The sequence below is a fragment of the Micromonospora sp. NPDC047812 genome, assembly GCF_040704175.1.
Classification (GTDB): domain Bacteria; phylum Actinomycetota; class Actinomycetes; order Mycobacteriales; family Micromonosporaceae; genus Micromonospora.
Genome location: NZ_JBEYRY010000001.1, coordinates 234596 through 256297, shown reverse-complemented (window position 1 = coordinate 256297; position 21702 = coordinate 234596). Strand labels below are relative to the sequence as shown.

21 protein-coding genes are annotated in these 21702 nt (G+C 75.0%); 8 read left to right on the top strand and 13 right to left on the bottom strand.

Annotated features, from left to right (window positions below; genetic code table 11):
* Positions 1-277 precede the first annotated feature (277 nt).
* From AB0883_RS01145 to rimP, 10 genes are all read right to left on the bottom strand, one after another.
* Entirely contained in the window at positions 278-790 is a 513-nt protein-coding gene (locus tag AB0883_RS01145; RefSeq protein WP_366638462.1) for an adenylate kinase, read from the bottom strand.
* Between the two features lie 541 nt (positions 791-1331).
* Entirely contained in the window at positions 1332-1541 is a 210-nt protein-coding gene (locus AB0883_RS01140) for a DUF6186 family protein (protein WP_366640208.1), read from the bottom strand.
* Positions 1541-1948 (bottom strand): hypothetical protein, encoded by a 408-nt coding sequence (locus AB0883_RS01135; RefSeq protein ID WP_366638460.1) that lies wholly within the window; start codon positions 1946-1948, stop codon positions 1541-1543. The genes AB0883_RS01140 and AB0883_RS01135 overlap by 1 nt, the downstream gene beginning before the upstream one ends.
* A gap of 88 nt (positions 1949-2036) precedes the next feature.
* Positions 2037-3014, bottom strand: a complete 978-nt coding sequence (locus AB0883_RS01130; RefSeq protein WP_366640206.1) for a bifunctional oligoribonuclease/PAP phosphatase NrnA — start codon at positions 3012-3014, stop codon at positions 2037-2039.
* A 101-nt stretch (positions 3015-3115) separates the two neighbouring features.
* Positions 3116-3616 (bottom strand): 30S ribosome-binding factor RbfA, encoded by a 501-nt coding sequence (gene rbfA, locus AB0883_RS01125; RefSeq protein WP_366638458.1) that lies wholly within the window; start codon positions 3614-3616, stop codon positions 3116-3118.
* Positions 3617-3772: 156 nt separating this feature from the next.
* Positions 3773-4066: a DUF503 domain-containing protein gene (locus AB0883_RS01120; RefSeq protein WP_101414636.1), complete on the bottom strand. Its 294-nt coding sequence runs from the start codon at positions 4064-4066 to the stop codon at positions 3773-3775.
* An 87-nt stretch (positions 4067-4153) separates the two neighbouring features.
* The gene (infB, locus tag AB0883_RS01115; protein ID WP_366638456.1) at positions 4154-7165 is read right to left on the bottom strand and encodes a translation initiation factor IF-2; all 3012 of its coding nucleotides are present in this window, start codon (positions 7163-7165) and stop codon (positions 4154-4156) included.
* Positions 7166-7258: 93 nt separating this feature from the next.
* The gene (locus AB0883_RS01110) at positions 7259-7591 is read right to left on the bottom strand and encodes a YlxR family protein (protein ID WP_121396046.1); all 333 of its coding nucleotides are present in this window, start codon (positions 7589-7591) and stop codon (positions 7259-7261) included.
* 16 nt (positions 7592-7607) lie between these two features.
* Entirely contained in the window at positions 7608-8651 is a 1044-nt protein-coding gene (gene nusA / locus AB0883_RS01105; protein ID WP_366638453.1) for a transcription termination factor NusA, read from the bottom strand.
* Complete coding sequence (gene rimP, locus AB0883_RS01100) at positions 8648-9349, bottom strand: ribosome maturation factor RimP (RefSeq protein ID WP_366638452.1); 702 nt, start codon at positions 9347-9349, stop codon at positions 8648-8650. The genes nusA and rimP overlap by 4 nt, the downstream gene beginning before the upstream one ends.
* 229 nt (positions 9350-9578) lie before the next feature.
* On the opposite strand from rimP, the gene AB0883_RS01095 reads away from it, so the two are divergent.
* The 7 genes from AB0883_RS01095 (at position 9579) to AB0883_RS01065 (ending at position 15846) form a co-directional block, all read left to right on the top strand.
* Entirely contained in the window at positions 9579-10028 is a 450-nt protein-coding gene (locus tag AB0883_RS01095; protein ID WP_366640205.1) for a hypothetical protein, read from the top strand.
* Positions 10025-10471, top strand: a complete 447-nt coding sequence (locus tag AB0883_RS01090) for a ferritin-like domain-containing protein (protein WP_366638450.1) — start codon at positions 10025-10027, stop codon at positions 10469-10471. The genes AB0883_RS01095 and AB0883_RS01090 overlap by 4 nt, the downstream gene beginning before the upstream one ends.
* Before the next feature lie 66 nt (positions 10472-10537).
* A complete protein-coding gene (locus tag AB0883_RS01085; RefSeq protein ID WP_366638448.1) occupies positions 10538-11125 on the top strand; it encodes a PadR family transcriptional regulator in 588 nt (195 codons plus the stop codon).
* On the top strand, positions 11122-11880 hold the full coding sequence (locus AB0883_RS01080) for an ABC transporter ATP-binding protein (RefSeq protein ID WP_366638446.1): 759 nt from the start codon (positions 11122-11124) through the stop codon (positions 11878-11880). Before AB0883_RS01085 ends, AB0883_RS01080 begins: the two co-directional genes overlap by 4 nt.
* A complete protein-coding gene (locus AB0883_RS01075) occupies positions 11877-14582 on the top strand; it encodes an FtsX-like permease family protein (protein WP_366638444.1) in 2706 nt (901 codons plus the stop codon). The genes AB0883_RS01080 and AB0883_RS01075 overlap by 4 nt, the downstream gene beginning before the upstream one ends.
* Positions 14583-14610: 28 nt before the next feature.
* Positions 14611-15111: a nitroreductase/quinone reductase family protein gene (locus tag AB0883_RS01070; protein ID WP_366638442.1), complete on the top strand. Its 501-nt coding sequence runs from the start codon at positions 14611-14613 to the stop codon at positions 15109-15111.
* 9 nt (positions 15112-15120) lie between these two features.
* A complete protein-coding gene (locus tag AB0883_RS01065) occupies positions 15121-15846 on the top strand; it encodes a nucleotidyltransferase domain-containing protein (protein WP_366638440.1) in 726 nt (241 codons plus the stop codon).
* Positions 15847-15859: 13 nt separating this feature from the next.
* Here the strand turns inward: AB0883_RS01065 and AB0883_RS01060 are convergent, their stop codons facing one another.
* On the bottom strand, positions 15860-16576 hold the full coding sequence (locus AB0883_RS01060; protein ID WP_366638438.1) for a VIT1/CCC1 transporter family protein: 717 nt from the start codon (positions 16574-16576) through the stop codon (positions 15860-15862).
* A complete protein-coding gene (gene map / locus AB0883_RS01055) occupies positions 16573-17430 on the bottom strand; it encodes a type I methionyl aminopeptidase (protein WP_121396056.1) in 858 nt (285 codons plus the stop codon). The genes AB0883_RS01060 and map overlap by 4 nt, the downstream gene beginning before the upstream one ends.
* A gap of 95 nt (positions 17431-17525) precedes the next feature.
* Between map and AB0883_RS01050 the strand changes: the two genes are divergently transcribed.
* Positions 17526-17843, top strand: a complete 318-nt coding sequence (locus tag AB0883_RS01050; protein WP_366638436.1) for an STAS domain-containing protein — start codon at positions 17526-17528, stop codon at positions 17841-17843.
* Positions 17844-17910: 67 nt separating this feature from the next.
* Here AB0883_RS01050 and AB0883_RS01045 read toward each other — a convergent pair whose 3' ends face one another.
* Positions 17911-21579, bottom strand: a complete 3669-nt coding sequence (locus AB0883_RS01045) for a SpoIIE family protein phosphatase (RefSeq protein ID WP_366638435.1) — start codon at positions 21577-21579, stop codon at positions 17911-17913.
* Between the last annotated feature and the right edge of the window lie 123 nt (positions 21580-21702).

Here is a 21702-nt window from a genome sequence, read left to right as displayed (position 1 = left end):
GTTCAGGCGGGCCGCCCGGTGAGTGGACCGGCGGCCATCCCGCAGGGGGAGGCGGGCCGGTGGCGTGGCGCTCCGGTCAGGAGCGCGGCGGGGGCAGAACGCCCAGGAACGACCTCATGCCCGCACCCTAGCGGAGAGCCGCGCCGGCACGCCTCGGCGGGGATGGACGCCCCGAACGCTGGCAGCAGTGGGCCACGACACGCTGCGCGCGCAACTCTGCGACTGACGCCGGCCGGGCGCGGACACGTGAACGCCCAGGCCGGGAAGACGCGGACGCTCAGGCCGGGGGCGGGGAGGCGAGCCAGCGGCGCACCTCGGCGCGGCTGCGGAGCCGGACCACCGGGAGCGCCGGCGAGTGCGTGGCGACCGCGGTGAGCAGCCGGGGACGGGACCGGCGGGGATAGCGCCACACGTACCGGAGGAACTCGACGTCGATCGTCTCCGGGCAGCCGGGCGGGAGGTCGGGACGGCCCGTGGCGCGGTGCGCCCAGCGGCGGCGCAGCACCCGGCCGAGACAGAGCAGCCGGCCGAGGTCGCAGAAGACCAGCAGGTCGGCGCGGGGCAGGCGGAGGTCGAGCGTGCCGCCGTAGTTGCCGTCCATCACCCAGGCCGGCCGGTCGGCGAGTTCGGCGACCGTGGCCCGCCAACGGGCGTCGCCCAGGGCCACCCAGCCGGGCTGCCAGTAGTGCCTGTCGAGGTGGATCAGCGGAAGGTCGAGCCGGCGGGCGACCTCGCGCGAGAGGGTGCTCTTACCGGCGCCCGCGCTGCCGACGACGAGGATCCGGCGCATGCGGGAACCGTAACGTCCACCGGCCCGGACGATAAGTCGTTTTCCTGGCCGGGGGCGACGGACGCCCGCGACCGGAGCCCGGGGCCGGGCGGGCGGTGACGCTGTCGGCGCGGGACGCCGGCGGCGTCACCGCCGGTCGGCGTCGGTCACTGACGGGTGTCCATGGACGTCTGCAGCGCGCGGCGCATCTGCTCGCGGGCCTCGTCGGTGGTCTGCGGCTTGGGCTTGCTCGGCATGGTGGTCCCCTTCCAGGGCGTGGGCCGCCGAAGGACGGCAGCCCGCACGGGCGGTCGTGCTGAGCGCCCGTCAGCGGCCCGGGGTCACCGGAGCGGCTGTGGGCAGCGGAAGCCCGGGTCGGTCCGACCCTGGAGGGAGGCGCCACCGGGTGTGGCGGCACCGCCCACGGCCAGCGCCGCCACACGACGCCGGCCGATTCCCAAGCTATCGTTCAGGTCCACATACTGCCCATGGTTCCCGCGATTTGGACTCGCGTTCGCGGCCGGAGCCGCGGCACAGGGCCCCGGAGAATGCGGGCACGCGGTCAGCGGGCCAGGAAGTGCCAGCCCAGCCACCACCAGAAGCCGAACAGGCCGATCCGGCCGACCGGCACCGGGCCCACCTCGTAGCGCATCACGTAGGCGCAGACCTCGCCGAGCGTGGGGATCCGCGAGCCCTCGCGGCGGGCCGCCCACTCGACGGCCGCGAAGAGCACCAGGGAGGCCAGGAAGCCCCCGATGGCCAGCATCCGCATCATCGCCGCACCAGCCCCCAGAACGCCGACAGCCATCCCAGCCAGACCGCCGAGCGGACCAGGTGGTCCTCCAGCAGCGGATCGGCCAGCCGCGAGAAGGTGGGAAAGTCGTCCCCCGCCGCCAGCACGAACGTGGTCCCCTCGAAGACCCCGAAGACCACCACCGGCAGGGCCCACCAGGCCGCCGGGGCGCCCAGCCGGCGTGGCGCGGGCCGCCGGGGCACCCGGTTGCTCAGGCCCAGCCAGATCAGCACCCCGCCGGTGCCGAGGGTCCAGAGATTCGCCTCGGTCGAGAAGGACGGGAACCGGCCGCCGACCAGCGAGAGGCAGACGAGCACCGGCACGGTGACGGCGGGACGGTCCCAGGCGCGGGGCGCCTCGACGGTGAGGTCGTGGGGCTGTTCCATCCCGCGATTCTCCCCGTACTCGCCCGAACCGGGAAGACGGACACTCCCCCAGCTCACCCTGATCTTCCTGCGCCGGGCCCTTTCCGGATCAGTGCCGGCCGGGGCCGGTCAGCGCGCCGTCGAGTTCCGCGCGGATGCGGTCGACGACCTCGTCGACAGTCCCCGAACCCGTGAAGCCGGCGGCGAAGCGGTGCCCGCCGCCGCCCAGCGCGACCGCCACCCGGCTGACGTCGACCGCGCCCTTGCTGCGCATCGACACCGCCCAGTCGCCGGTCGGCGTCTGCTTGACCACGCAGCTCACGTCGGCCTCGGCGGTGCACCGGACCGAGTCGATCAGCGCCTCCAGCACGTACGGGCGCTGGTCGTGCCGGGCCAGGTCGTCCTGGGTCGCGTACGTCCACACCAGACCGTGCCCGGCGGCCCGGGCGGGTTCCAGGCGGGCCCGGCCGAGCACCTCGCCGAAGAGGCGGACGGCGCCGAACGGCCGGGTGTCGAAGATCCGGCGGGAGATGTCACCGGGCCGGATGCCGGTCGCCAGCAGGCGGGCCGCCAGCTGGTGCACCGCCGGGGTGGTCGCCTCGAACCGGAACGAGCCGGTGTCGGTGCTCAGGGCGACGTAGAGGCACTCCGCGATCCCGGCGTCCAGCGGGACGCCGAGCCGGGCGAGCAGCCCCTCGGCGACCACCGAGGTGGCCGCCGCGTGCGGGTCCACCAGGTTGATCCGGCCGAAGCTGGTGTTCGACGCGTGGTGGTCGAGCACCAGCGCCTCGCCGGCGGTCTCCAGCCGGTCGACCAGGTCGCCGAGGCGCGACTCGCTGGCCGCGTCGAAGCAGATCACCAGGTCCGGCTCCGGGTACGCCTCGGTCGCCGGCACCAGCAGGTCGAGACCGGGCAGCCCACGGAACGGCTCCGGCACCTCCGGCGGGCCGGGGAAGGTCGCCTGCATCCGCCGCACACCCAGCCGACGCAGCCCGAGCCCGAAGCCGAGCATGCTGCCCAGCGCGTCCCCGTCCGGGTTGACGTGGCAGATCAGCAGCACCCGCCCGTCCGGCGGCAGGTCCCGCACAGCCGCGACGCCGGCGGCCCAGTCCGCCTCGGTCGGGCCGGAGTCGACCGGTGGCGGCGCCTCGGCGAGGGCGCCACCGGTCGTGCCGCCGGAGGGCTCGGTCACCGGGGGTCCCCGCCCCGGGGCGGGGTCTCGTCCTTGTCCTCGTCCTCGTCGGCGTCGCGTGCCTCGTCGGCGTCCTCCTCGGCGTCCAGCCGGTACGGCTGGGGCTCGCCCGCGTACTCGGCCCGGGCGGCGATGCGCTGCACCTCGGCATCGGCGTTGCGGGCCTGGGCGAGCAGGTCGTCGATGTGCTTGACCTGGTCCTGCACGTCGTCCAGGACGAAGGTCAGCGTCGGCGAGTGCCGCAGCCCGAGCGCCTTGCCGACGGTGCTGCGCAGCATGCCCTTGGCGCTCTCCAGCGCCGCCGCCGTGCCCGCCTGGGCCGCCGCGTCGCCGAGCACCGTGTAGAAGACGGTCGCGTCGCGCAGGTCGGCGGTGATCCGGGCGTCGGTGATGGTGATCATGCCGAGCCGGGGGTCCTTGATCTGGCTGCGCACCACCGACGCGACCAGTTCACGCACCCGCTCCGCGTGCCGGCGTACCTTGGCCGGATCCGACATCTTCGCCACCTCCACGGCGTCCCGCTCTCGGCCGTCGTCCGGCGACGCGGAGCGCCCCGGAGCCGACGGCCCAACAACCCGAACACTACCCGCGCGGCCACCCGCGCCGCGCGGCGCCGGCTCCGTCCCGGCTCCCGACGGACAGGCGCCGCCGGGTCAGTCCTCTTCGCCGTACAGCCGCCGGCGCACCGAGAGCAACTCGGTCTCCGGCCGGCCGGCCACCAGGCGCTCGCAGGAGTCCAGCACCTCGCGGACGTGCGACGCCTCGGCGGCCACCACGGCCACGGCTATCTCGGCCCGACCGTGCAGGTCGAGCGCTCCCACTTCGGCGGCCGAGACCTCGAAGCGGCGCAGCGCCGCCACGATCGGCCGTACGTATGATCTCTTGGCCTTGAGCGACCGGGAGTCGCCCGGCAGCAGCAGGTCGAAGACCGCGGTTCCGGTGAACATCGCCCCGGACGATACCCGCAGAGCCCCCCACATGATCAAGGGGTTTACGCCTTTCGGCGCAAACCCCTTGATCAGTGGTTCACCGGATCAGGCGCGAACCTTCTCGCGCATCTCGAAGGTCTCGATGATGTCGCCGACCTGGACGTTGTTGTAACCGCCCAGGGTCAGACCACACTCGAAGCCCTCGCGCACCTCCGTGGCGTCGTCCTTGAACCGCTTGAGCGAGCTGACGGTGAGGTTGTCCGCCACCACCGACCCGTCCCGCAGCAGGCGCGCCTTGGCGTTGCGCCGGATGATGCCCGACCGGACGATGCAACCGGAGATGTTGCCGATCTTGGACGAGCGGAAGACGTCGCGGATCTCCGCGGTGCCCAGCTCGACCTCCTCGTACTCCGGCTTGAGCAGGCCCTTGAGCGCTGCCTCGATCTCCTCGATGGCCTGGTAGATCACGGTGTAGTACCGGATCTCCACAGCCTCGCGGTCGGCGATCTCGCGGACCTTGTTGGCGGCCCGCACGTTGAACCCGATGATCGTGACCGGCTCGGACGACGCGCTCGCGAGCATGACGTCGCTCTCGGTGATCGCGCCCACGCCCCGGTGGATGATCCTGAGCTGGACCTCCTCCGGGATGTCGAGGTTGAACAGCGCGTCCTCGAGGGCCTCCACGGAACCGGAGACGTCGCCCTTGAGCACCAGGTTGAGCGAGGTCTTCTCGCCCTCCTTGAGCTGCTCCATGAGCGTCTCGAGGGTGGCCCGGCCGCGGGAGTTGGCGAAGGACGCCGCCCGCCGCCGTGCCTGCCGCTGCTCGGCGATCTGGCGCACCGTGCGGTCGTCCTCGGCCGCCAGGAACGTGTCGCCGGCACCGGGCACCGCGGTCAGACCGAGCACCAGGACCGGACGGGCCGGACCGGCCTCGGCGACCTGGTTGCCGTTCTCGTCGAGCATCGCCCGGACCCGGCCGTGCGCCCCACCGGCGACGATGGAGTCGCCCGCCCGCAGGGTGCCCTTCTGCACCAGCACCGTCGCCACCGCACCGCGGCCCTTGTCCAGGTGCGCCTCGATGGCCACACCCTGCGCCGGCCCGTCGATCGGAGCGGTCAGCTCCAGCGACGCGTCGGCGGTCAGCAGGACCGCCTCGAGCAGCTCGTCGATGCCGATGCCCGGCTTCGCCGCCACGTTGACGAACATGGTGTCGCCGCCGTACTCCTCGGCGACCAAGCCGTACTCGGTCAGCTGCTGGCGGACCTTGTCCGGGTTCGCCTCCGGCTTGTCGACCTTGTTGACCGCCACCACGATCGGCACGTCGGCCGCCTTGGCGTGGTTCAACGCCTCGATCGTCTGCGGCATGACACCGTCGTCGGCCGCGACGACGAGCACCACGATGTCGGTGACCTGGGCACCACGGGCACGCATGGCGGTGAACGCCTCGTGACCCGGGGTGTCGATGAAGGTCACCGCGCGGTCCTCGCCCTCGTGCGGCACGTGGACCTGGTAGGCACCGATGTGCTGGGTGATGCCACCCGCCTCGCCGGCCACGACGTTCGCCTTGCGGATCGCGTCGAGCAGCTTGGTCTTACCGTGGTCGACGTGACCCATGACGGTCACCACCGGCGCACGGTCGACCAGGCGATCCTCCGCGACCTCGGCGTCGAGGTCGATGTTGAACTGCGCGAGCAGCTCGCGGTCCTCGTCCTCCGGGCTGACGATCTGCACGTTGAAGCCGAGGTGCTCACCCAGCAGGAGCAGGGTGTCGTCGGAGCACGACTGGGTCGCCGTGACCATCTCGCCCAGGTTGAACATCTCCTGGACCAGCGAACCCGGGTTGGCGTTGATCTTGTCGGCGAAGTCCGACAGCGAGGCGCCACGGGAGAGCCGGACGACCTGACCCTGACCCCGGGGGGCACCCGAGCTCATGGTCGGAGCCGACAGGTTGTCGAACTCCTGTCTGCGCTGCTTCTTGGACTTGCGACCGCGCGTCGGCCGGCCACCCGGACGCCCGAAGGCACCCGCGGCGCCGCCGCCACGGCCACGACCGCCACCACCCGGACGGCCGCCGCCACCGGCCGGAGCACCCGGACGGAAACCGCCGCCCGGCGCACCGCCGCCGCCACCACCGGGACCGCCACGGTAGCCACCGCCACCGCCGCCACCACCGGGACCGCCGCGGAAGCCACCGCCACCGCCGCCACCACCGGGACCGCCGCGGAAGCCACCGCCACCGCCGCCACCACCGGGACGACCCGCGCCGCCACCGGGGCCGCGACCGGCACCACCGGGGCCGGGGCGACCGGTGGCGGGACGCTGGCTCGGCATGGAGGCCGGGCTCGGACGGGGCGGCATGGAGGCCGGGCTGGGGCGCGGAGGCATACCGGCCGGGCTGGGCCGGGGACCACCCGCACCGGCGGCCGGGGGCCGCTGCTGCTGCTGGCTGCCCTGGATGCCGAACGGGTTGTTACCGGCGCCGCGCGCCGGCGGACGCCCGCCCGGACGACCACCCGGGCCCGGCGCCGGCGCGCCGGGACGACCGGCGGCCGGGGAACCCGGGCGGGGCGGCATGGCACCCGGACCCGGTCGGGGACCGGGACGGTTGCCACCGTCCGCCGGGGGCTCCCGGCGGACGTTCTCACGCTGCTGCTGCCGGGCGGCCTGGGCGGCCTTGACCGCCGCCTCCTGCTCGGCCTTCAGCGCGGCGGCACGCGCCTCGGCGGCCGCCACCTCGATGTCGTGGGCACTCGCCGGCTTGGCGACCGGGGCCGCGGGCTGCGGCGGACCGGGCACCGGGCCCTTGGGCTTGGGACCGGGCGTCGGCGCGGCCGGCCGCCGGGGCGGCATCGGCTTGGCCGAGACCCGGGGCCCACCGGGGGCCGGGGAGGGCGTCGGGGTCGGGGTCGGCGCCGGGGCGGCCGCCGGTGGGGCGGCCGGTGCCGGAGATCCGGCGGAGGCGACGAATGCGCTACGCAGCCGTCGGGCGACGGGCGCCTCGACGGTGCTGGACGCGGACTTCACGAACTCGCCCATCTCCTTGAGCTTGGCGAGAACGGTCTTGCTTTCGACCCCGAGCTCTTTTGCAAGCTCGTGTACGCGGGCCTTACCTGCCACTGCACTCCTCACTCCGAGGTCGTGCGGGCAGCACCCGCAGCGACCTCACTCGTGCACTTGAAGCCTGGTCATTTCAGGGACTTCATCGTGTGCTCATGTCGGTCGTCCTACCTTGCTAGCGACCCTCGCCCGGTCGGGCTGACCGGACGTAGTGGTTGGCGCATCGACGTGCTCCGCAAGCTCACCGTGGTCGGGGACCCCGGTGATGCGCAGCGCACGCCCGAAAGCGCGTCGCCGCACCGCTTGCGCGAAGCAGGCCGGATCCGGGTGCATGTTCGCTCCCCGACCCGGCAGCCTGCGGGCCGGATCGGGCCGAAGGCTGTGACCAGCCTCGTCGCCGACCGCGACGATCCGCAGCAATTCGCTGGCCGGCGCGCGTCGTCGGCAACCCACACAGGTGCGTTCCGGCAGCGCGCGTCGTACCACTGGAGAAAGTCTACCCCTAGGCGCCCGAGATCGCGCCGCCCGGCTCCGGGACGTGATCAGCTCCGCCCCGGCCGGGGGCACCGGACTGCTCGGCGTCGGACCGGATGTCGATCCGCCAACCGGTCAACCGGGCAGCAAGTCGGGCGTTCTGCCCCTCCCGGCCGATGGCGAGGGAGAGCTGGAAGTCCGGCACGGTCACCCGGGCGGTGCGGGTGGCCAGGTCGACCACCTCGACCCGCAGGGCCTTGGCCGGCGACAGGGCGTTGCCGACGAACGTCGCCGGGTCGTCCGACCAGTCGATGATGTCGATCTTCTCGCCGTGCAGCTCGCTCATCACGGCACGCACCCGCTGCCCCATCGGGCCGATGCAGGCGCCCTTGGCGTTGACGCCCTGGGTGGTGGAGCGGACCGCGATCTTCGTGCGGTGACCCGCCTCACGTGCGATCGCGCCGATCTCGACCGTGCCGTCGGCGATCTCCGGCACCTCGAGCGCGAAGAGCTTCTTGACCAGCGCCGGGTGCGACCGGGAGAGGGTGATCTGCGGCCCGCGCATCCCCTTGGCCACGTGCACCACCACGCAGCGGATCCGCTCGCCGTGCGCGTAGCGCTCGCCGGGCACCTGCTCGGACTGGGGCAGGACGCCCTCCAGCTTGCCGAGGTCGACGCTGACGATGCCCTTCTCGCTGCGCGCCTCGTGCGCCTGCACCACGCCGGTGACCAGGTCACCGTCGCGGCCCACGTACTCGCCGAAGTGCACCTCGTCGGTGGCCTCCCGCAGCCGCTGGAGGATCACCTGCTTGGCGGTCATGGCGGCGATCCGGCCGAAGTCGTGCGGGGTGTCGTCCCACTCCCGTACGACGGTGCCGTCGTCGTCCAGCTCCTGCGCGTAGACCAGGGCCGCGCCGGACTTGCGGTCGATCTCCACCCGGGCGTGCGACTCCGCCCCCTCGGTGTGCCGGTAGGCGGTCAGCAGCGCGGTCTCGATCGCCGCGAGGATCGTGTCGAACGGGATCTCCCGCTCGCGCTCGAGTGCGCGCAGCGCCGCGAGGTCGATGTTCACCTCTCCTCGTCCTCCACATCATCTTCGTCGTCGAAGTCGTCGGTGTCGTCCATGTCGTCGGGTTCGTCCGTCTCCTCGATCTCGTCGAGGCGGTGGAACTCGACCTGCACCCGGCCGGGGCCGAGCTCTGCGTACGTCCATGCGGCGCGGCCGGCGTCGGTCTCCAGCACCACGCGCTCGTCGTCGGCCTCGACCACCCGGCCGGTGACCTGCCGGTCGCCGGCGGGCTGCTCGGCCCGCTGGCCGGGCGGAGCGCCCGCGCCGCGGGCGGTCACCTTCACCAGCCGGCCGACGTTGCGCCGCCAGTGCCGGGGCAGGGTGAGCGGACGGTCCACGCCGGGCGAGCTGACCTCCAGCTGGTACTCCCCGGCGACGATGTCGCCCCCGGCCTCCTCGGCCGCGTCGAGGGCCGCGGAGACGGCCCGGGAGACCACGGCGACGGCATCCAGGTTGATCCCGCCGTCGGCGTCCACGATCACCCGCACCACGTGCCGCCGGCCGGCGCGGGACACGGAGAGGTCCTCCAGGTCGTAACCGGCGCCGGCGACCACCGGTTCGATCACCTCACGCAGCCGGGCCCGCCGGGCGGCGAGGTCGCCGCGCGGGCCGCCGGCACGCTCCCCGCCCCGTGGGGCGTCGGCGCGTCGGGGTCTCCCCGCCGGACCCGTCGACCTCGTGGCACGGCCACGCTGCGTCATCTCCGCACCCTCCTGCTGATCGACGGCACCCGGTCGGCCGCCATGCCGGCACGCCACCGGAGCTGACGCGCCGGTGGCTGCGCAGAGCGTAACGCGCCCGCCGCGTGCCGGGCCGGGCGGCGCACCGACGCCGGTCGCCCACGTACGGCCGGTGATGGTGTTGACTTGTCCGGTGGCGACGGGCAGAACGACACGACGCGGCGGGACGACCGGGCATTCCCGGCGCGAGGTGCTGCGCGCCGGGGCCCTCCTGGCGCTCGGCGGGGCGGCGGCGCCGCTGACCGGCTGCGGTCTCCTCGACCGCGACGACGAGCCCACCCCGGGGCCGGATCCGCTCACCCCGCTGCTCGACGAGTCGCTCCGGCTCGCCGCCGGGCACCGGGACGCCGCCGCCGCCCACCCCGCGCTCGCCGGCCTGCTCACGCCGATCGCCGAGGCGCACCGCGCGCACGCGGCCGAACTGGCCCGGGTCATCGGCGTACCGCTGCCCTCGGCGTCCGCCGCGGCCACGCCCGCCACGCCGGGCGACCCGGCGGCGGCGCGGGCCGCGCTGCGCGAGGACGAACGCGCCGCCCGGGAGGCGGCGACCAGGGCCTGCGCGGCGGCGCCGGCCGAGCGGGCCGCGCTGCTCGCCTCGATCGCCGCCGCCCGGGCCACGCACGTGGAGGCGTTGCGGTGACCACGCCGACACCGTCGGGGCCGGCCGGGGCGCTGGGCGCGGCGCTCTCCGCCGAATACGCCGCGATCTGGGCGTACGGGCCCATCGGGGTACGCCTCACCGGCGCCGCCCGCAACGCCGCGAAGGAGGCGGAGGCCGCGCACCGGCGCCGCCGCGACGACCTGATCGTGCAGTTGAGCGCCGGCGGCGGGACCGTCCCGCCGGACCGGGCCGGCTACACGCTGCCGTTCCCGGTCACCGACCGGGCGAGCGCGCTGCGGCTGGCCGTCGAGGTGGAGGAGCGCACGGCCGCGTTCTGGCGGGCGGCGGTGCCGGCCACCAGCGGCGCGGACCGGGACAGGGCCCTGGCCGCCCTGGTCGAGTACGCCCTGCGGGCCACCCGCTGGCGGCGGACGGCCGGGATCACCCCGCTGACGGTGCCGTTCCCGGGCCGACCCGCCTGACCGACCGGCCCTCTCGGCGCCCGCTCCGGTTGCGGGTCGCATACCAGGTATGCATACTCCGTTGCCATGTCCATCCGTCACGGGCTGCTCGCCCTGCTCGAACGCGGCCAGATGTACGGCTACCAGCTCCGCGCCGCGTTCGAGGAGTCGACCGGTTCGACCTGGCCGCTGAACATCGGGCAGGTCTACACCACCCTGTCCCGTCTGGAACGGGACGGGCTGGTCCGGTCGCTGCCCGAGAGCGAGACGGGGCAGCGCCCGTACGAGATCACCGACACCGGACGGACGGACCTGGCCCTGTGGTTCGCCACTCCGATCAGCCGCACCGACCGGCCCCGCGACGAGCTGGCGATCAAGCTCGCCCTCGCGCTGACCACCCCCGGGGTGGACGTCCGGTCGGTGGTGCAGACCCAGCGCAGCGCGACCATGCGGACGTTGCAGGAGTTGACCCGGTTGAAGTACGCCAGCGACCGCCCCGAGGACCTGCCGTGGCGGCTGGTGCTGGACGCCATGGTCTTCCAGGCCGAGGCCGAGGTGCGCTGGCTGGACCACTGCGAGACCAGCCTCGTGCGCTACCGTCCGGCGGAGCCCGGCCGCGTCCCGACGACGCCTGACGAGGCGGTGGACCGGGCGGACGAGGAGGCGCGACGGTGAGCACGGGGAACCGGCCGGCGGACGGCAGCCCGCGCACGCCCGTGCTGGACGTGCGTGACGTGCACCGCACCCACGGCGCCGGCACGGCGGCGGTGCACGCGCTGCGCGGGGTGAGCCTCACCGTGCACGCGGGGGAACTCGTCGCCGTGATGGGACCGTCCGGCTCGGGGAAGTCGACCCTGCTGGCCCTGGCCGGCGGGCTGGACGGCCCGACCGCGGGCGAGGTGTACGTGGAGGGCGAGCCGCTCGGCGCCCTGGACCGGCGGCGGCTGGCCCAGGTGCGGCGCCGCCGGATCGGCTACGTCTTCCAGGATCTCAACCTGCTCGGCAGCCTCAGCGCCGTGGAGAACGTCGCCCTGCCCCTCGAACTCGACGGCACGGGCGTGCGGCGGGCCCGCCGCCTGGCGCTGGACGCGCTGGCCGAGGTGGGCCTGACCGAGCTGGGCGACCGGTTCCCCGACCAGCTCTCCGGCGGGCAGCAGCAGCGGGTGGCCATCGCCCGCGCGCTCGTCGGGGAGCGCCGGCTGGTGCTCGCCGACGAACCGACCGGCGCGCTGGACTCGCAGACCGGTGAGGCGGTGCTGCACCTGCTGCGCCGGCGGGTGGACGCCGGGGCCGCCGCCGTGCTGGTCACCCACGAGGCGCGGCACGCCGCCTGGGCCGACCGGGTGGTCTTCCTCCGCGACGGGGTCCTGGTCGACACGACGGCCCCGCTGGGCAGCGTGGAGCAGCTGTTGAGCGGCAGCGGTCGGTGAGCCCGGGCCGGGGCGGCCGACTCGCCCGGGCGGCCGGCTCCTGGTGGGCCGCGCTGCGCATCGCCCGGCGGGAGGCCCGACGGGCCCGGGGGCGTACGGCGCTGGTGCTGGCGATGATCACGCTTCCGGTGCTGGTGCTGACCTTCACCGCGGTGAGCTGGCGGATGTCCGAGCTGACGCCCGCCGAGCGGACCGACCGCCAGCTCGGCGCGGCCGACGCGGAGCTGAGGTGGATGGTGCGGCAGCCGATCGCGCAGAGCGCCTGGGGCGACGCCTGGCAGGCCGACCGGGAGGACGCGCCCCCCACCGGGGCCGTCACCGCAGAGCAGGTCACCGCCCTGCTGCCGGCCGGGAGCCGGGTGGTCCCGCTGCGCCGCTGGGTATCGTTCGACGCCCGGGTCGGCGAGCGGATCGACGACACGATCGTGGGACGCGCCGTCGACCTCACCGATCCGCTCGGGCGGGGGCTGGTCCGGTTCCGCTCGGGGCGGGCGCCGACCGGGCCGGACGAGATCGTGGTCAGCCCGGCGGCGCTGCGCCGCCTCGACGCCCGCCTCGGCGGCGCCGTCACCTCCGGCGACGGCGCCCGCTCCTGGCGGGTGGTCGGGGTGGCCGAGTACCCCGACGACCTGGGCGCGGTGGTGACGCTGCACCCGTCGGAAGGGCGGATGGAGACCGAGCCGGACACGAGCTGGCTGGTCGACCTGCCCGGGCCCCCCGACGAGGGACTGTTCCGCCGGCTCAACGGGCACGGCATCCTGGTCCACGCCCGCACCCCCGCCCCCGCGTCGGACGTCGTCGCGTTCGGACCGGACGCCCGACTTCCGATGGACGTGGAGGGGATGAGCGTCTCGGTGCTCGTCGGCGGGCTGGGGCTGCTGGAGGTGGTGCTGCTCGTCGGGCCGGCCTTCGCGGTCGGCGTACGGCGGCGACGGCGGGACCTCGCGCTGGTGGCGGTGGCCGGCGGGGACGACGCCCACCTGCGCCGGATCGTGCTGGCCGACGGCGTGGTGCTGGGCGCCCTCGGCGCCGCCGTCGGGGTCGCGCTGGGCGTCGCCGCCGCGTTCGCCGGGCGCCCGCTGGTGGAGCAGCACCTCTATGGCGCGCGCTTCGGCGCGTACCGCTGCTGGCCGGAGGCCCTCGCGGCGATCGCGGCCGTCGCGGTGCTGGCCGGGGTGCTGGCCGCGCTGGCCCCGGCCTGGACGGCCGCCCGGCAGGACGTGGTGGCGGGGCTTGCCGGCCGGCGCACCCCACCCGCGCACCGGCGACGCTGGCTGACCGCCGGGGTGGCCCTGGCCGTCGGCGGGGCCGCGGTGGCCGCGTTCGGGGCGGCCCGGACCGCGCCGGCGGTGATCCTCGCCGGCCTGGTCCTCGGCGAACTGGGGCTGGTCTTCGCCACCCCGACCCTGGTCGGGCTGCTCGCCCGCCTCGGGCGGTCGCTGCCGCTGGCGCCCCGGATCGCACTGCGCGACGCCAGCCGCAACCGGTCGTCCACCGCCCCGGCGATCTCCGCCGTGATGGCGGCCGTCGCCGGGAGCGTCGCCATCGGCGTGTACCTGGCCAGCGACGACGCCCGGTCGGCCACGATGTACCGGCCCGCCCTGCCGGCCGGCACCGTGCTGGTGACCAGCCACGGCCCGAACGAGCCGCCCGCCCTGCCCCGGGTCGCCGAGGCGGCCCGCGCCCACCTGGGGGTGCGGGCCGTGGCGCCGCTCGCGGAACCCGGGTGCGGCGGCCCCGACACCGACCCGTGCGTGGTTTCGCCGGTGCTGCCGGCCGAGCGCGCCTGCCCGTGGGCGCCCGGGGACCGGCTGAGCCCGGCGCAGCAGCGCCGGGCCCGCGCGGACGCCCGCTGCACGGTTCCGGAGGAGCACCTCGGCGGGTACTTCCACGTGGTGGTGGACGACGGCACGGCGCTGCCGGTGCTCACCGGCGCCGCCCCCGCCGAGGTCGCCGCCGCCACCGCCGTGCTGCGGGCCGGCGGCGCGGTGGTGACCGATCCGCGCTACGTGCGCGACGGGCGGGTCGACGTCAGGGTGACCCACCCCGGGCAGGTCCGGCCCGACAACCCGACCAGCACCACCGTCGCCGGGTACCCGCTGCCCACCGGGCTGGGCGCGCACCGGCTGCTGCTCTCCCGGCCCGCCGCCGAGCGGCTCGGGCTGACCGTCCGCCCGCTCGGCTGGGCGATCACCGCCGACGGCGTGCCCGACGAGGACCGGCAGAACCGGTTCCTCGCCGCCGTGCGCCCGCTCGGCGCGCAGGTGGAGATCGAGCGGGGTGCCCTGGCGGACACGGGACGGCCGCTGCTGCTCCTGCTGGCCGCCGCGGCCGGGGTGGTCACCGTGGGCGCCGCCGGCATCGCCACCGGGCTGGCCGCGGCCGAGGGACGGGCGGACCTGTCCACCCTCGCGGCGGTCGGCGCCGGCCCGGGGCTGCGCCGGCTGCTGTCGCTCTGCCAGTCCGGGGTCATCGCCGTGCTGGGCTCCGCGCTCGGCATCGTCGCCGGCCTCGGCTCCGCGTCGATCATCCTGACCGCCCTCAACCGCCGGTACGCCGGCCTGTGGCCGGTCGCGGAGCCGTACCCGGTGGTCGTTCCCTGGACCACGCTCGGCGTCCTGGTGGTGGTGCCGCTGGTCGCGATGCTCGGCGCGGGCCTCTTCACCCGCTCCCGGCTGCCGGTCGAGCGACGTCTCGACTGACGGGCCGGGAGCGGGCACACTGGTCGCCGTGCCCGTACTGGGAGCCCTGACCCGCCGTGTCGGTCACCACCGCTGGTTCGGCGCCGCCGTCCGCCTGCTCGTCCCCGCCGACCGGATGGTGGGGCGGCTCACCCGGGGGCGGGTGGTCGCGCTCGGGCTCATCCCGTCGCTGGTCATCACGACCACCGGCCGCCGCTCCGGCAAGCCGCGCAGCAATCCGCTGCTCTACGTGCCCGACGGCGACGCGTACGTGGTGGTCGGCTCCAACTTCGGCCAGACCCACCAGCCCGGCTGGGCGATGAACCTGCGCGCCGATCCCGCCGCCGAGGTGGCCGTCAAGGGCCGCCGCGTGCCGGTGCGCGCCCAGGTCGCCACCGGCGCCGAACGGGACCGCCTCTGGGCGCTGCTGGTCACCGAGTGGCCCGCCTACCGGGCGTACGCCCAGCGGGCCGGCGGCCGGGAGATCCTCGTCTTCCGGCTGGTCCCCACCGGGCGCGGCGTGCCGGGCGGGCCGACCGGGCGCGAATAGGCTGGTGCGGTGACCGGCGCCGACGGCGAACCCCACTCCGACGATCCACGGTGGGCGGTGGCCGAGCGGGTCGCCGACGCCGTGCGCCGACGGTTCCCGGCCGACGTGCTGGCGGTCGCGGTGCACGGGCCGCTAGCCCACGGCGACGACGACGGCGGCGGGGACGGCGAGGTCGGGCTGCTGGTGGTGACGTACCGGCCCGGCGGCGGACCGTCCCCGGCGACCCGGCGGGTCGACGGCGTGCTGGTCGACCTGACCGTGGCCGGCGCGGACGACTACCTGCGCCAGGCCCGGGTGATCTCCCCGCTCTGGCCGTTGACCGCCGACCGCTACGTCAGCACCCGGGCGCTGTACGACCCCACCGGCTGGCTGCGCACGCTGCGCGACGAGCACCTGGGCCGGCTGGCCCGGTCCCGGCCGGCCGAGTTCAGCACGGCGGCCCGCCGGGCCTGGTACCGGGGCGGCGCGGCGCACGCCCGGGCCGCCCGGCTGGCCGAGTGGTACGAGACCGACCAGGCGCTGCTGATGCTCGGCGAGGCGCGGCTGGCGGCGGCCACGGTCGCCGGCCTGCTCAGCCGCACCTACTTCCGCGACCCGGGCGACGCGGTGCGCCGGACGGGACTCGCGGGCGCGGACATGACCGAGGTGGGCGTCGTCCTGGCCCGCCAGGCGGACGAGCTGGCGGCCCGGGGCCGCCCCGTCGACGGCACGGTCGACGACCTGCTCGACGGCTGAGCGGGCCCCGCGCTCAGCCGAGCCCGCCCTGCACGCCGATGAGGGTGCCCACGAGGTACGTGGCACCGGCCGCCGCCGCGCCGAGCAGGAGCTGACGCAGGCCGCCGGACCACCAGGACCGGGCGGTGAACCGGGCCACCACCGCCCCGGCCACGAAGAGCCCGAGCCCGCCGACCGCGAGCGCCAGCCACAGGCTCGTCGCGCCGAACAGGTACGTCAGCAGCGGCACCAGCGCCCCGACCGAGAAGAACAGGAACGACGAGATCGCGGCCGCCCAGGGGCTGGGCTGCTCGTCGGGGTCGACGCCGAGCTCCTCCCGTACGTGCACCCGCAGCGCCTCCTGCGGGTTGCGCCGGACGGCCTGGGCGACCTCCATGGCCAGGTCGCGCGGCAGTCCCCGGGCGACCCACGCCTCGGCCAGCTCGCGCGCCTCGGCCTCGGGGTGCCGCTCCAGCTCGCGACGCTCCTTGGCGACCTCGGCGGCGACCTGTTCGTTCGCCGAACGGACGCTGGTGTACTCCCCCAATCCCATCGAGATGGCGCCGGCCACCAGGCCGGCCACGCCGGTGAGCACGACGCTGCGGGGCGAGACCCCGCCGCCCGCCACCCCGGCGATCAGGGCGATGTTGGTGACCAGCCCGTCCATCGCACCGAAGACGGCGGGGCGCAGCCAGCCGCCGGAGACGTCCGCGTGGTGCGCCTCACGCAGCGCCGCCGGGGTGTCCGTCACGGCAGCGTGAGGATCTCGTGCCCGTCCTCGGTCACCACGATGGTGTGCTCGAACTGGGCCGTCCACCTGCGGTCCTTCGTCACCACGGTCCAGCCGTCGTCCCACATGTCGTACTCGTGGGTGCCGAGGGTGATCATCGGCTCGATGGTGAAGGTCATCCCCGGCTCCATCACGTCCGTGGGGCGGGGGCTGTCGTAGTGCGGCACGTAGAGTCCGCTGTGGAACGCCTCGCCGATCCCGTGGCCGGTGAAGTCGCGGACGACGCCGTAGCCGAAGCGTTTCGCGTACGACTCGATGACCCGACCGATCACGTTGATCTGGCGGCCCGGGGCGACGGCGCGGATGCCGCGCATCATCGCCTCGTGGGTCCGCTCCACCAGCAGCCGGGCCTCCTCGCTGACCTCGCCCACGCAGAAGGTGGCGTCCGTGTCGCCGTGCACCCCGTCGAGGTACGCGGTCACGTCGACGTTGATGATGTCGCCGTCGGCGAGCACGGTGGAGTCGGGGATGCCGTGGCAGATCACCTCGTTGAGGCTGGTGCAGCACGACTTCGGGAAGCCCCGGTAGCCCAGCGTCGACGGGTACGCGCCGTGGTCGCAGAGGAACTCGTGCACGACCCGGTCGATCTCGTCGGTGGTCACGCCGGGCTTGCAGTGCTCGCCGGCGAGCTGGGTGGCCTGCGCCGCGAGCCGACCGGCGACCCGCATCTTCTCAATGGTCTCCGGCGTCTGCACGTGCGAACCGCGCCACTCCTGGGGACGCTTCTTGCCCACGTACTCCGGGCGGACGATGTGGGCGGGCACGGGCCGCAACGGGGTGAGCGTGCCGGGGGTCAGCGGCGCACGGACGGTCATGACGCGAGTTTATCGCCGCGCGGAGTGGTGACCCCCGCCACCGCCCGCCCGGAGCGGTTGTTGCCGTGCCCGGTCCGCTGTGCAATTGTGGCTCCGTGGATCAAGGGGGTGACACGTCTCCCGTCTTCTCCGCCCAGGCGGAGGTCGACGGCGACCACCTCCGCGTCCTGGTCACGGGCGAGGTCGACATGGCCACCGCCGACGTCATGTTCCAGACCGCGCTGCGGGAGTCGGCCGAGCGGGTGACGCTCGATCTCCGGGCGGTCACCTTCTTCGACTCGGCGGCGATCCACGCCGTGGTCCGGCTGGCCCAGCACCTTCCCGGCGCGCTCACCGTGCTCCCGTCGCGGCAGGTCCACCGGGTGCTGGACATCTCCGGCCTGGGCGACCAGGCCTGGCTCCGCCCGGCCTGAGCCCTCCCGCCCCGGGCCCGCCGCCGCACCGCGGGTGGCGCCGCCGGAGCACCGCCCGGCCGCGCGCTCAGTCCGCCAGTCGCCGGCGCAGCGTCACCTCGGTCCCCTCGGCGGTACGGTTCACCGCCAGCTCCCCGAGCGCCTCGATCAGCGCCAGCCCCCGCCCCCGGAAGCCCGACCCGGTCGACTCCCGCCACCGGCCGCTGTCGCGCACCGTGGCGACCACCGTGCGGTCGGAGATGGTCACCTCGACGCTGATCGTCGGCTCGACCGGCTCGACCGGGTGCTCGATGGCGTTGGCGGCGGCCTCGGAGACGGCGACCGTCAGGTCGAACAGGTCCGTCTCGCTGACCTCGTGCGCGACGAGGAAGTCCTCCAGCCGCTTGCGCAGCACGCTGAGCCGGGTGGGATCGGCCGGCAGCCGCAGCGCGAACCGGTTGAGTTCCGCCGCCTCCAGGGCGAGCACCGCGACGTCGTCGCGCAACGGCCGCCCGGCGACCCGCTCCACCACGGCGTCGATCAGGTCGGTCACGTGCTCGCCGGGGGTGGCCGCGTCCTGCCGCAGCGTGGCCAGCGCGGCGTCGATGCCGAGCTGCCGGTCCTCGATCAGCCCGTCGGTGTAGAGCAGCAGCCGGCTCCCGGCGGCCAGCTCCCCCTCGACCGTCCGGTAGGCGGTGTCGGGCATCGCCCCGATCGGCGGTCCGAGCGCCCGGTCGTGCAGGAACGCCACGTCGTCTCCTCGGATCAGCAGGGGGGACGGGTGACCGGCGCTGGCGTACCGCGTCCGGCCGGTACGGGGGCTGAACCACAGGCAGAACACCGTCGCGAAGGAGCGCCCCTCGTTGGTGCCGACGAGCCGGTTGAGCCGGGTCAGCGACTCGCCGGGATCGAAGCCCTCCAGGACGTACGCCCGCAGCGCGTTGCGGAGCTGGCCCATCGCGGCGGCCGCCCGCACACCCTTGCCGACGACATCGCCGATCGCCAGCACCAGCTCGTCGTCGCCGAGCGCGACGACGTCGTACCAGTCCCCGCCGACCTCCACGTCGGCGCTGCCCGGCAGGTAGCGGCTGGCCACCAGGGCGCCCGGCAGCTGCGGCAGCGACCGGGGCAGCAGGCTGTGCTGGAGCGTGGTGGCGATGCGGTGCTCGGCCTCGTAGAGCTGGGCGTTCTCCAACCGCACGCCGACCAGCCGGGCGAGCTGGGTGAGCGCGGCCTCGTCGGTGTGGGTCCCGTCACCGTCCGGGCGCCAGACCCGCAGCTCGCCGAGCCGTTCGCCGGTGGTGCCGGTCAGCGGCAGCACGAAGGACGGCTCGATCGAGGCCAGCCCGCCGCCGTCGGCCTCGAAGCGCATCCCGGTGGCCGAGACCACCACCCGGGCGGCCTCGGCGAGGCTCAGGGCGTGCCGCGCGGCGACCTGGAGCACCTCGGCCGTGGAGCGGGCGGTGTTGACCGCGACCGCCGCGTCGGCCAGGGCCCGCAGCCCACGGATGATCTGCCCGCGGAGCTGGCCCAGCTCGACGTTGGCCCGTACCCGGGCGGTCAGCTCCTGGCCGGAGAAGGGCTTCGTGAGGTAGTCGTCGGCGCCGACCGCGAGCCCGGCGACCTCCTCGGCGGAGCCGGCCCGGGCGGAGAGCAGCACGATCGGCACGTGCCGGGTACGCGGATCCGCGCGCAACGCGGCGACCAGCCCGAACCCGTCGAGCCGGGGCATCATCACGTCGGTCAGCACCAGGTCGAACGAGCCGTCGACGGCGTGCCGCAGCGCCTCCACGCCATCGGTGACCGCGACCACCTCCCAGGACGGGGCGAGCAGCCGGGTGACGTGCTCGCGCAGGTCGGCGTTGTCGTCGGCGACCAGGATCCGGCCGGCGGCGCCGCTCCCCCGCGTCGAGCCGGCACCGTCGGCCGGCCCGGCGGCGCCGGTCCAGAGCGCCGCCTCCGCGACGTAGAGGTCGGCCTGCGCCAGCTCGACCTGCGCCGGGGGGCCGGCGTCGACGACCCGCTCGGCCGGCAGGTGCCCGGCGCCGAACGGGACGGTCACCGTGAACGTGCTGCCCTCGTCGACGCGGCTGCGCACGGCCACCTCGCCGCCGTGCATCTCGACCAGCTCGCGGACCAGCGCCAGGCCGATCCCGGTCCCCTCGTGGCTGCGCGAACGCGCCCCGGGGACCCGGTGGAAGCGCTCGAAGATCTGCGGCAGCTCCTCCGGCACGATGCCGACGCCGGTGTCGGTGACCTCCAGCCGGGCGACCCCGTCGACCGCCCGGATCCGCACCCGGATCTCGCCGTCGAAGGTGAACTTCACCGCGTTCGAGACCAGGTTGAGGACGACCTTCTCCCACATGTCCCGGTCCACGAAGACCGGCGCCGGCAGCGGCGGGCAGTCCACGACCAGGCGCAGCCCGGTCCGCTGGGTGGCCGACCGGAACGTGCTGGCCAGTCGGGCGGTGTAGTCGGCGAGGTCGGTGGGCTGGTAGCGGGCGGCCAGCCGTCCGGACTCCAGCCGGGAGAAGTCGAGCACCGTGTTGACCAGCTTGAGCAGCCGCAGCGCGTTGCGGTGCATGGTGACGAGCCGGTCGGTGTACGCCTCGGGCAGCGCCGGGTCGGCCAGCAGGTCCTCCAGCGGGCCGAGCACCAGGGTCAGCGGGGTGCGGAACTCGTGGCTGACGTTGGCGAAGAAGTTGGTCTTGGCCCGGTCCAGGGCGGCCAGCTCGGCGGCGCGGGTGCGTTCCTGCTCGTACGCCTGCTGCCGCCCGACGGCCCGGGAGATCTGCGCGGCGACCAGGTCGAAGAAGTCGCGGTACTCGTCGGTGAGCGGCAGCCGGCGGGCGACGCCGACGGCCAGCGTGCCCACGGTCTCGTTCCCGGCGGTGACCGGCAGCACCAGCGCCTCGCCGGTCGCGTCGGCCGGCGCCTCGGTGAGCAGGTCCGTCACGGCGACGGTGGCGGCGGTGCCGGCGGCCGTGACCTCGGCGAGCCGCGCCGACGGAGGCGTGGGGACCGCCCGGGGGCCGACGCCGCCGCACCCGGTCAGGGCCAGGTCACCGGCCTCGTCGCGCAGGTACACCAGCGAGAACGGCACGTCCGACCGGTGCCGGTCGAGCACCGCCGCGGCGGTCCGACCCAGCTCGGACCTGCTGTCCACCTCGGCCAGCTCGGTGCCCAGCTCGGCCAGCAGCCGCAGCCGGCGCTCCCCGACCACCCGGCCGGTGGTCTCGTTGACGATGCAGAAGACACCGTCGACGGCGCCGTCGGCGCCCAGGATCGGGTCGTAGGAGACGTCGAAGTACGTCTCCTCCAGGAAACCGCGCCTGTCGAGCGGGAAGGGGTGGTCCTGCGCGTGGTACGACCGGCTGTCCCGCCGGACGCCCTCCAGCAGCGGCCCGAGCACGCTCCAGGTCTCCGCCCAGTGCTCGCGGGCCGGTCGGCCCAGCACGTCCGGGTGCTTGTCACCGATCGTGGGGCGGTAGGCGTCGTTGTAGAAGGCGAGTTCGTCCTCGCCCCAGAACATGACAATCTGCGAGCTGGAGGCGAGCATCAGGCCGATCGCCGAGCAGAGCGTCGCCGGCCAGCGGTCGGGGGTGCCGAGCGGATGGGCGGACCAGTCGAGGCGGCCCATCAGCTCGCCCATCTCGCCGCCGCCGGCGAAGGCGGCAGCCAGCATCGGGGGGAACTCGACGCTCTGCCCTCCCTCGGACGGGCAACCCTCGTCCATGCCCCCCTGGGCCGAGCTCATAGTTCCTCCCGCTCCGGCCATCACCGCCTCGGCCCGGTGATCCGACCGGCCGTGCCCCGCTTGGTACCCCGACGGACGAGCAACGTAACGCATACCGCCCGCCGTGCGCTGTTCATGTCCGCC

Coding starts and splice junctions, on each gene's coding strand:
- rimP (WP_366638452.1), bottom strand. CDS start 9,349: ATGACGCAGCGTGGCCGTGCCACGAGGTCGACGGGTCCGGCGGGGAGA.
- rbfA (WP_366638458.1), bottom strand. CDS start 3,616: ATGTCGGATCCGGCCAAGGTACGCCGGCACGCGGAGCGGGTGCGTGAA.
- AB0883_RS01140 (WP_366640208.1), bottom strand. CDS start 1,541: ATGCGGATGCTGGCCATCGGGGGCTTCCTGGCCTCCCTGGTGCTCTTC.
- map (WP_121396056.1), bottom strand. CDS start 17,430: ATGACCGTCCGTGCGCCGCTGACCCCCGGCACGCTCACCCCGTTGCGG.
- AB0883_RS01120 (WP_101414636.1), bottom strand. CDS start 4,066: ATGTTCACCGGAACCGCGGTCTTCGACCTGCTGCTGCCGGGCGACTCC.
- AB0883_RS01085 (WP_366638448.1), top strand. CDS start 10,538: ATGTCCATCCGTCACGGGCTGCTCGCCCTGCTCGAACGCGGCCAGATG.
- AB0883_RS01145 (WP_366638462.1), bottom strand. CDS start 790: ATGCGCCGGATCCTCGTCGTCGGCAGCGCGGGCGCCGGTAAGAGCACC.
- AB0883_RS01135 (WP_366638460.1), bottom strand. CDS start 1,948: ATGGAACAGCCCCACGACCTCACCGTCGAGGCGCCCCGCGCCTGGGAC.
- AB0883_RS01045 (WP_366638435.1), bottom strand. CDS start 21,579: ATGAGCTCGGCCCAGGGGGGCATGGACGAGGGTTGCCCGTCCGAGGGA.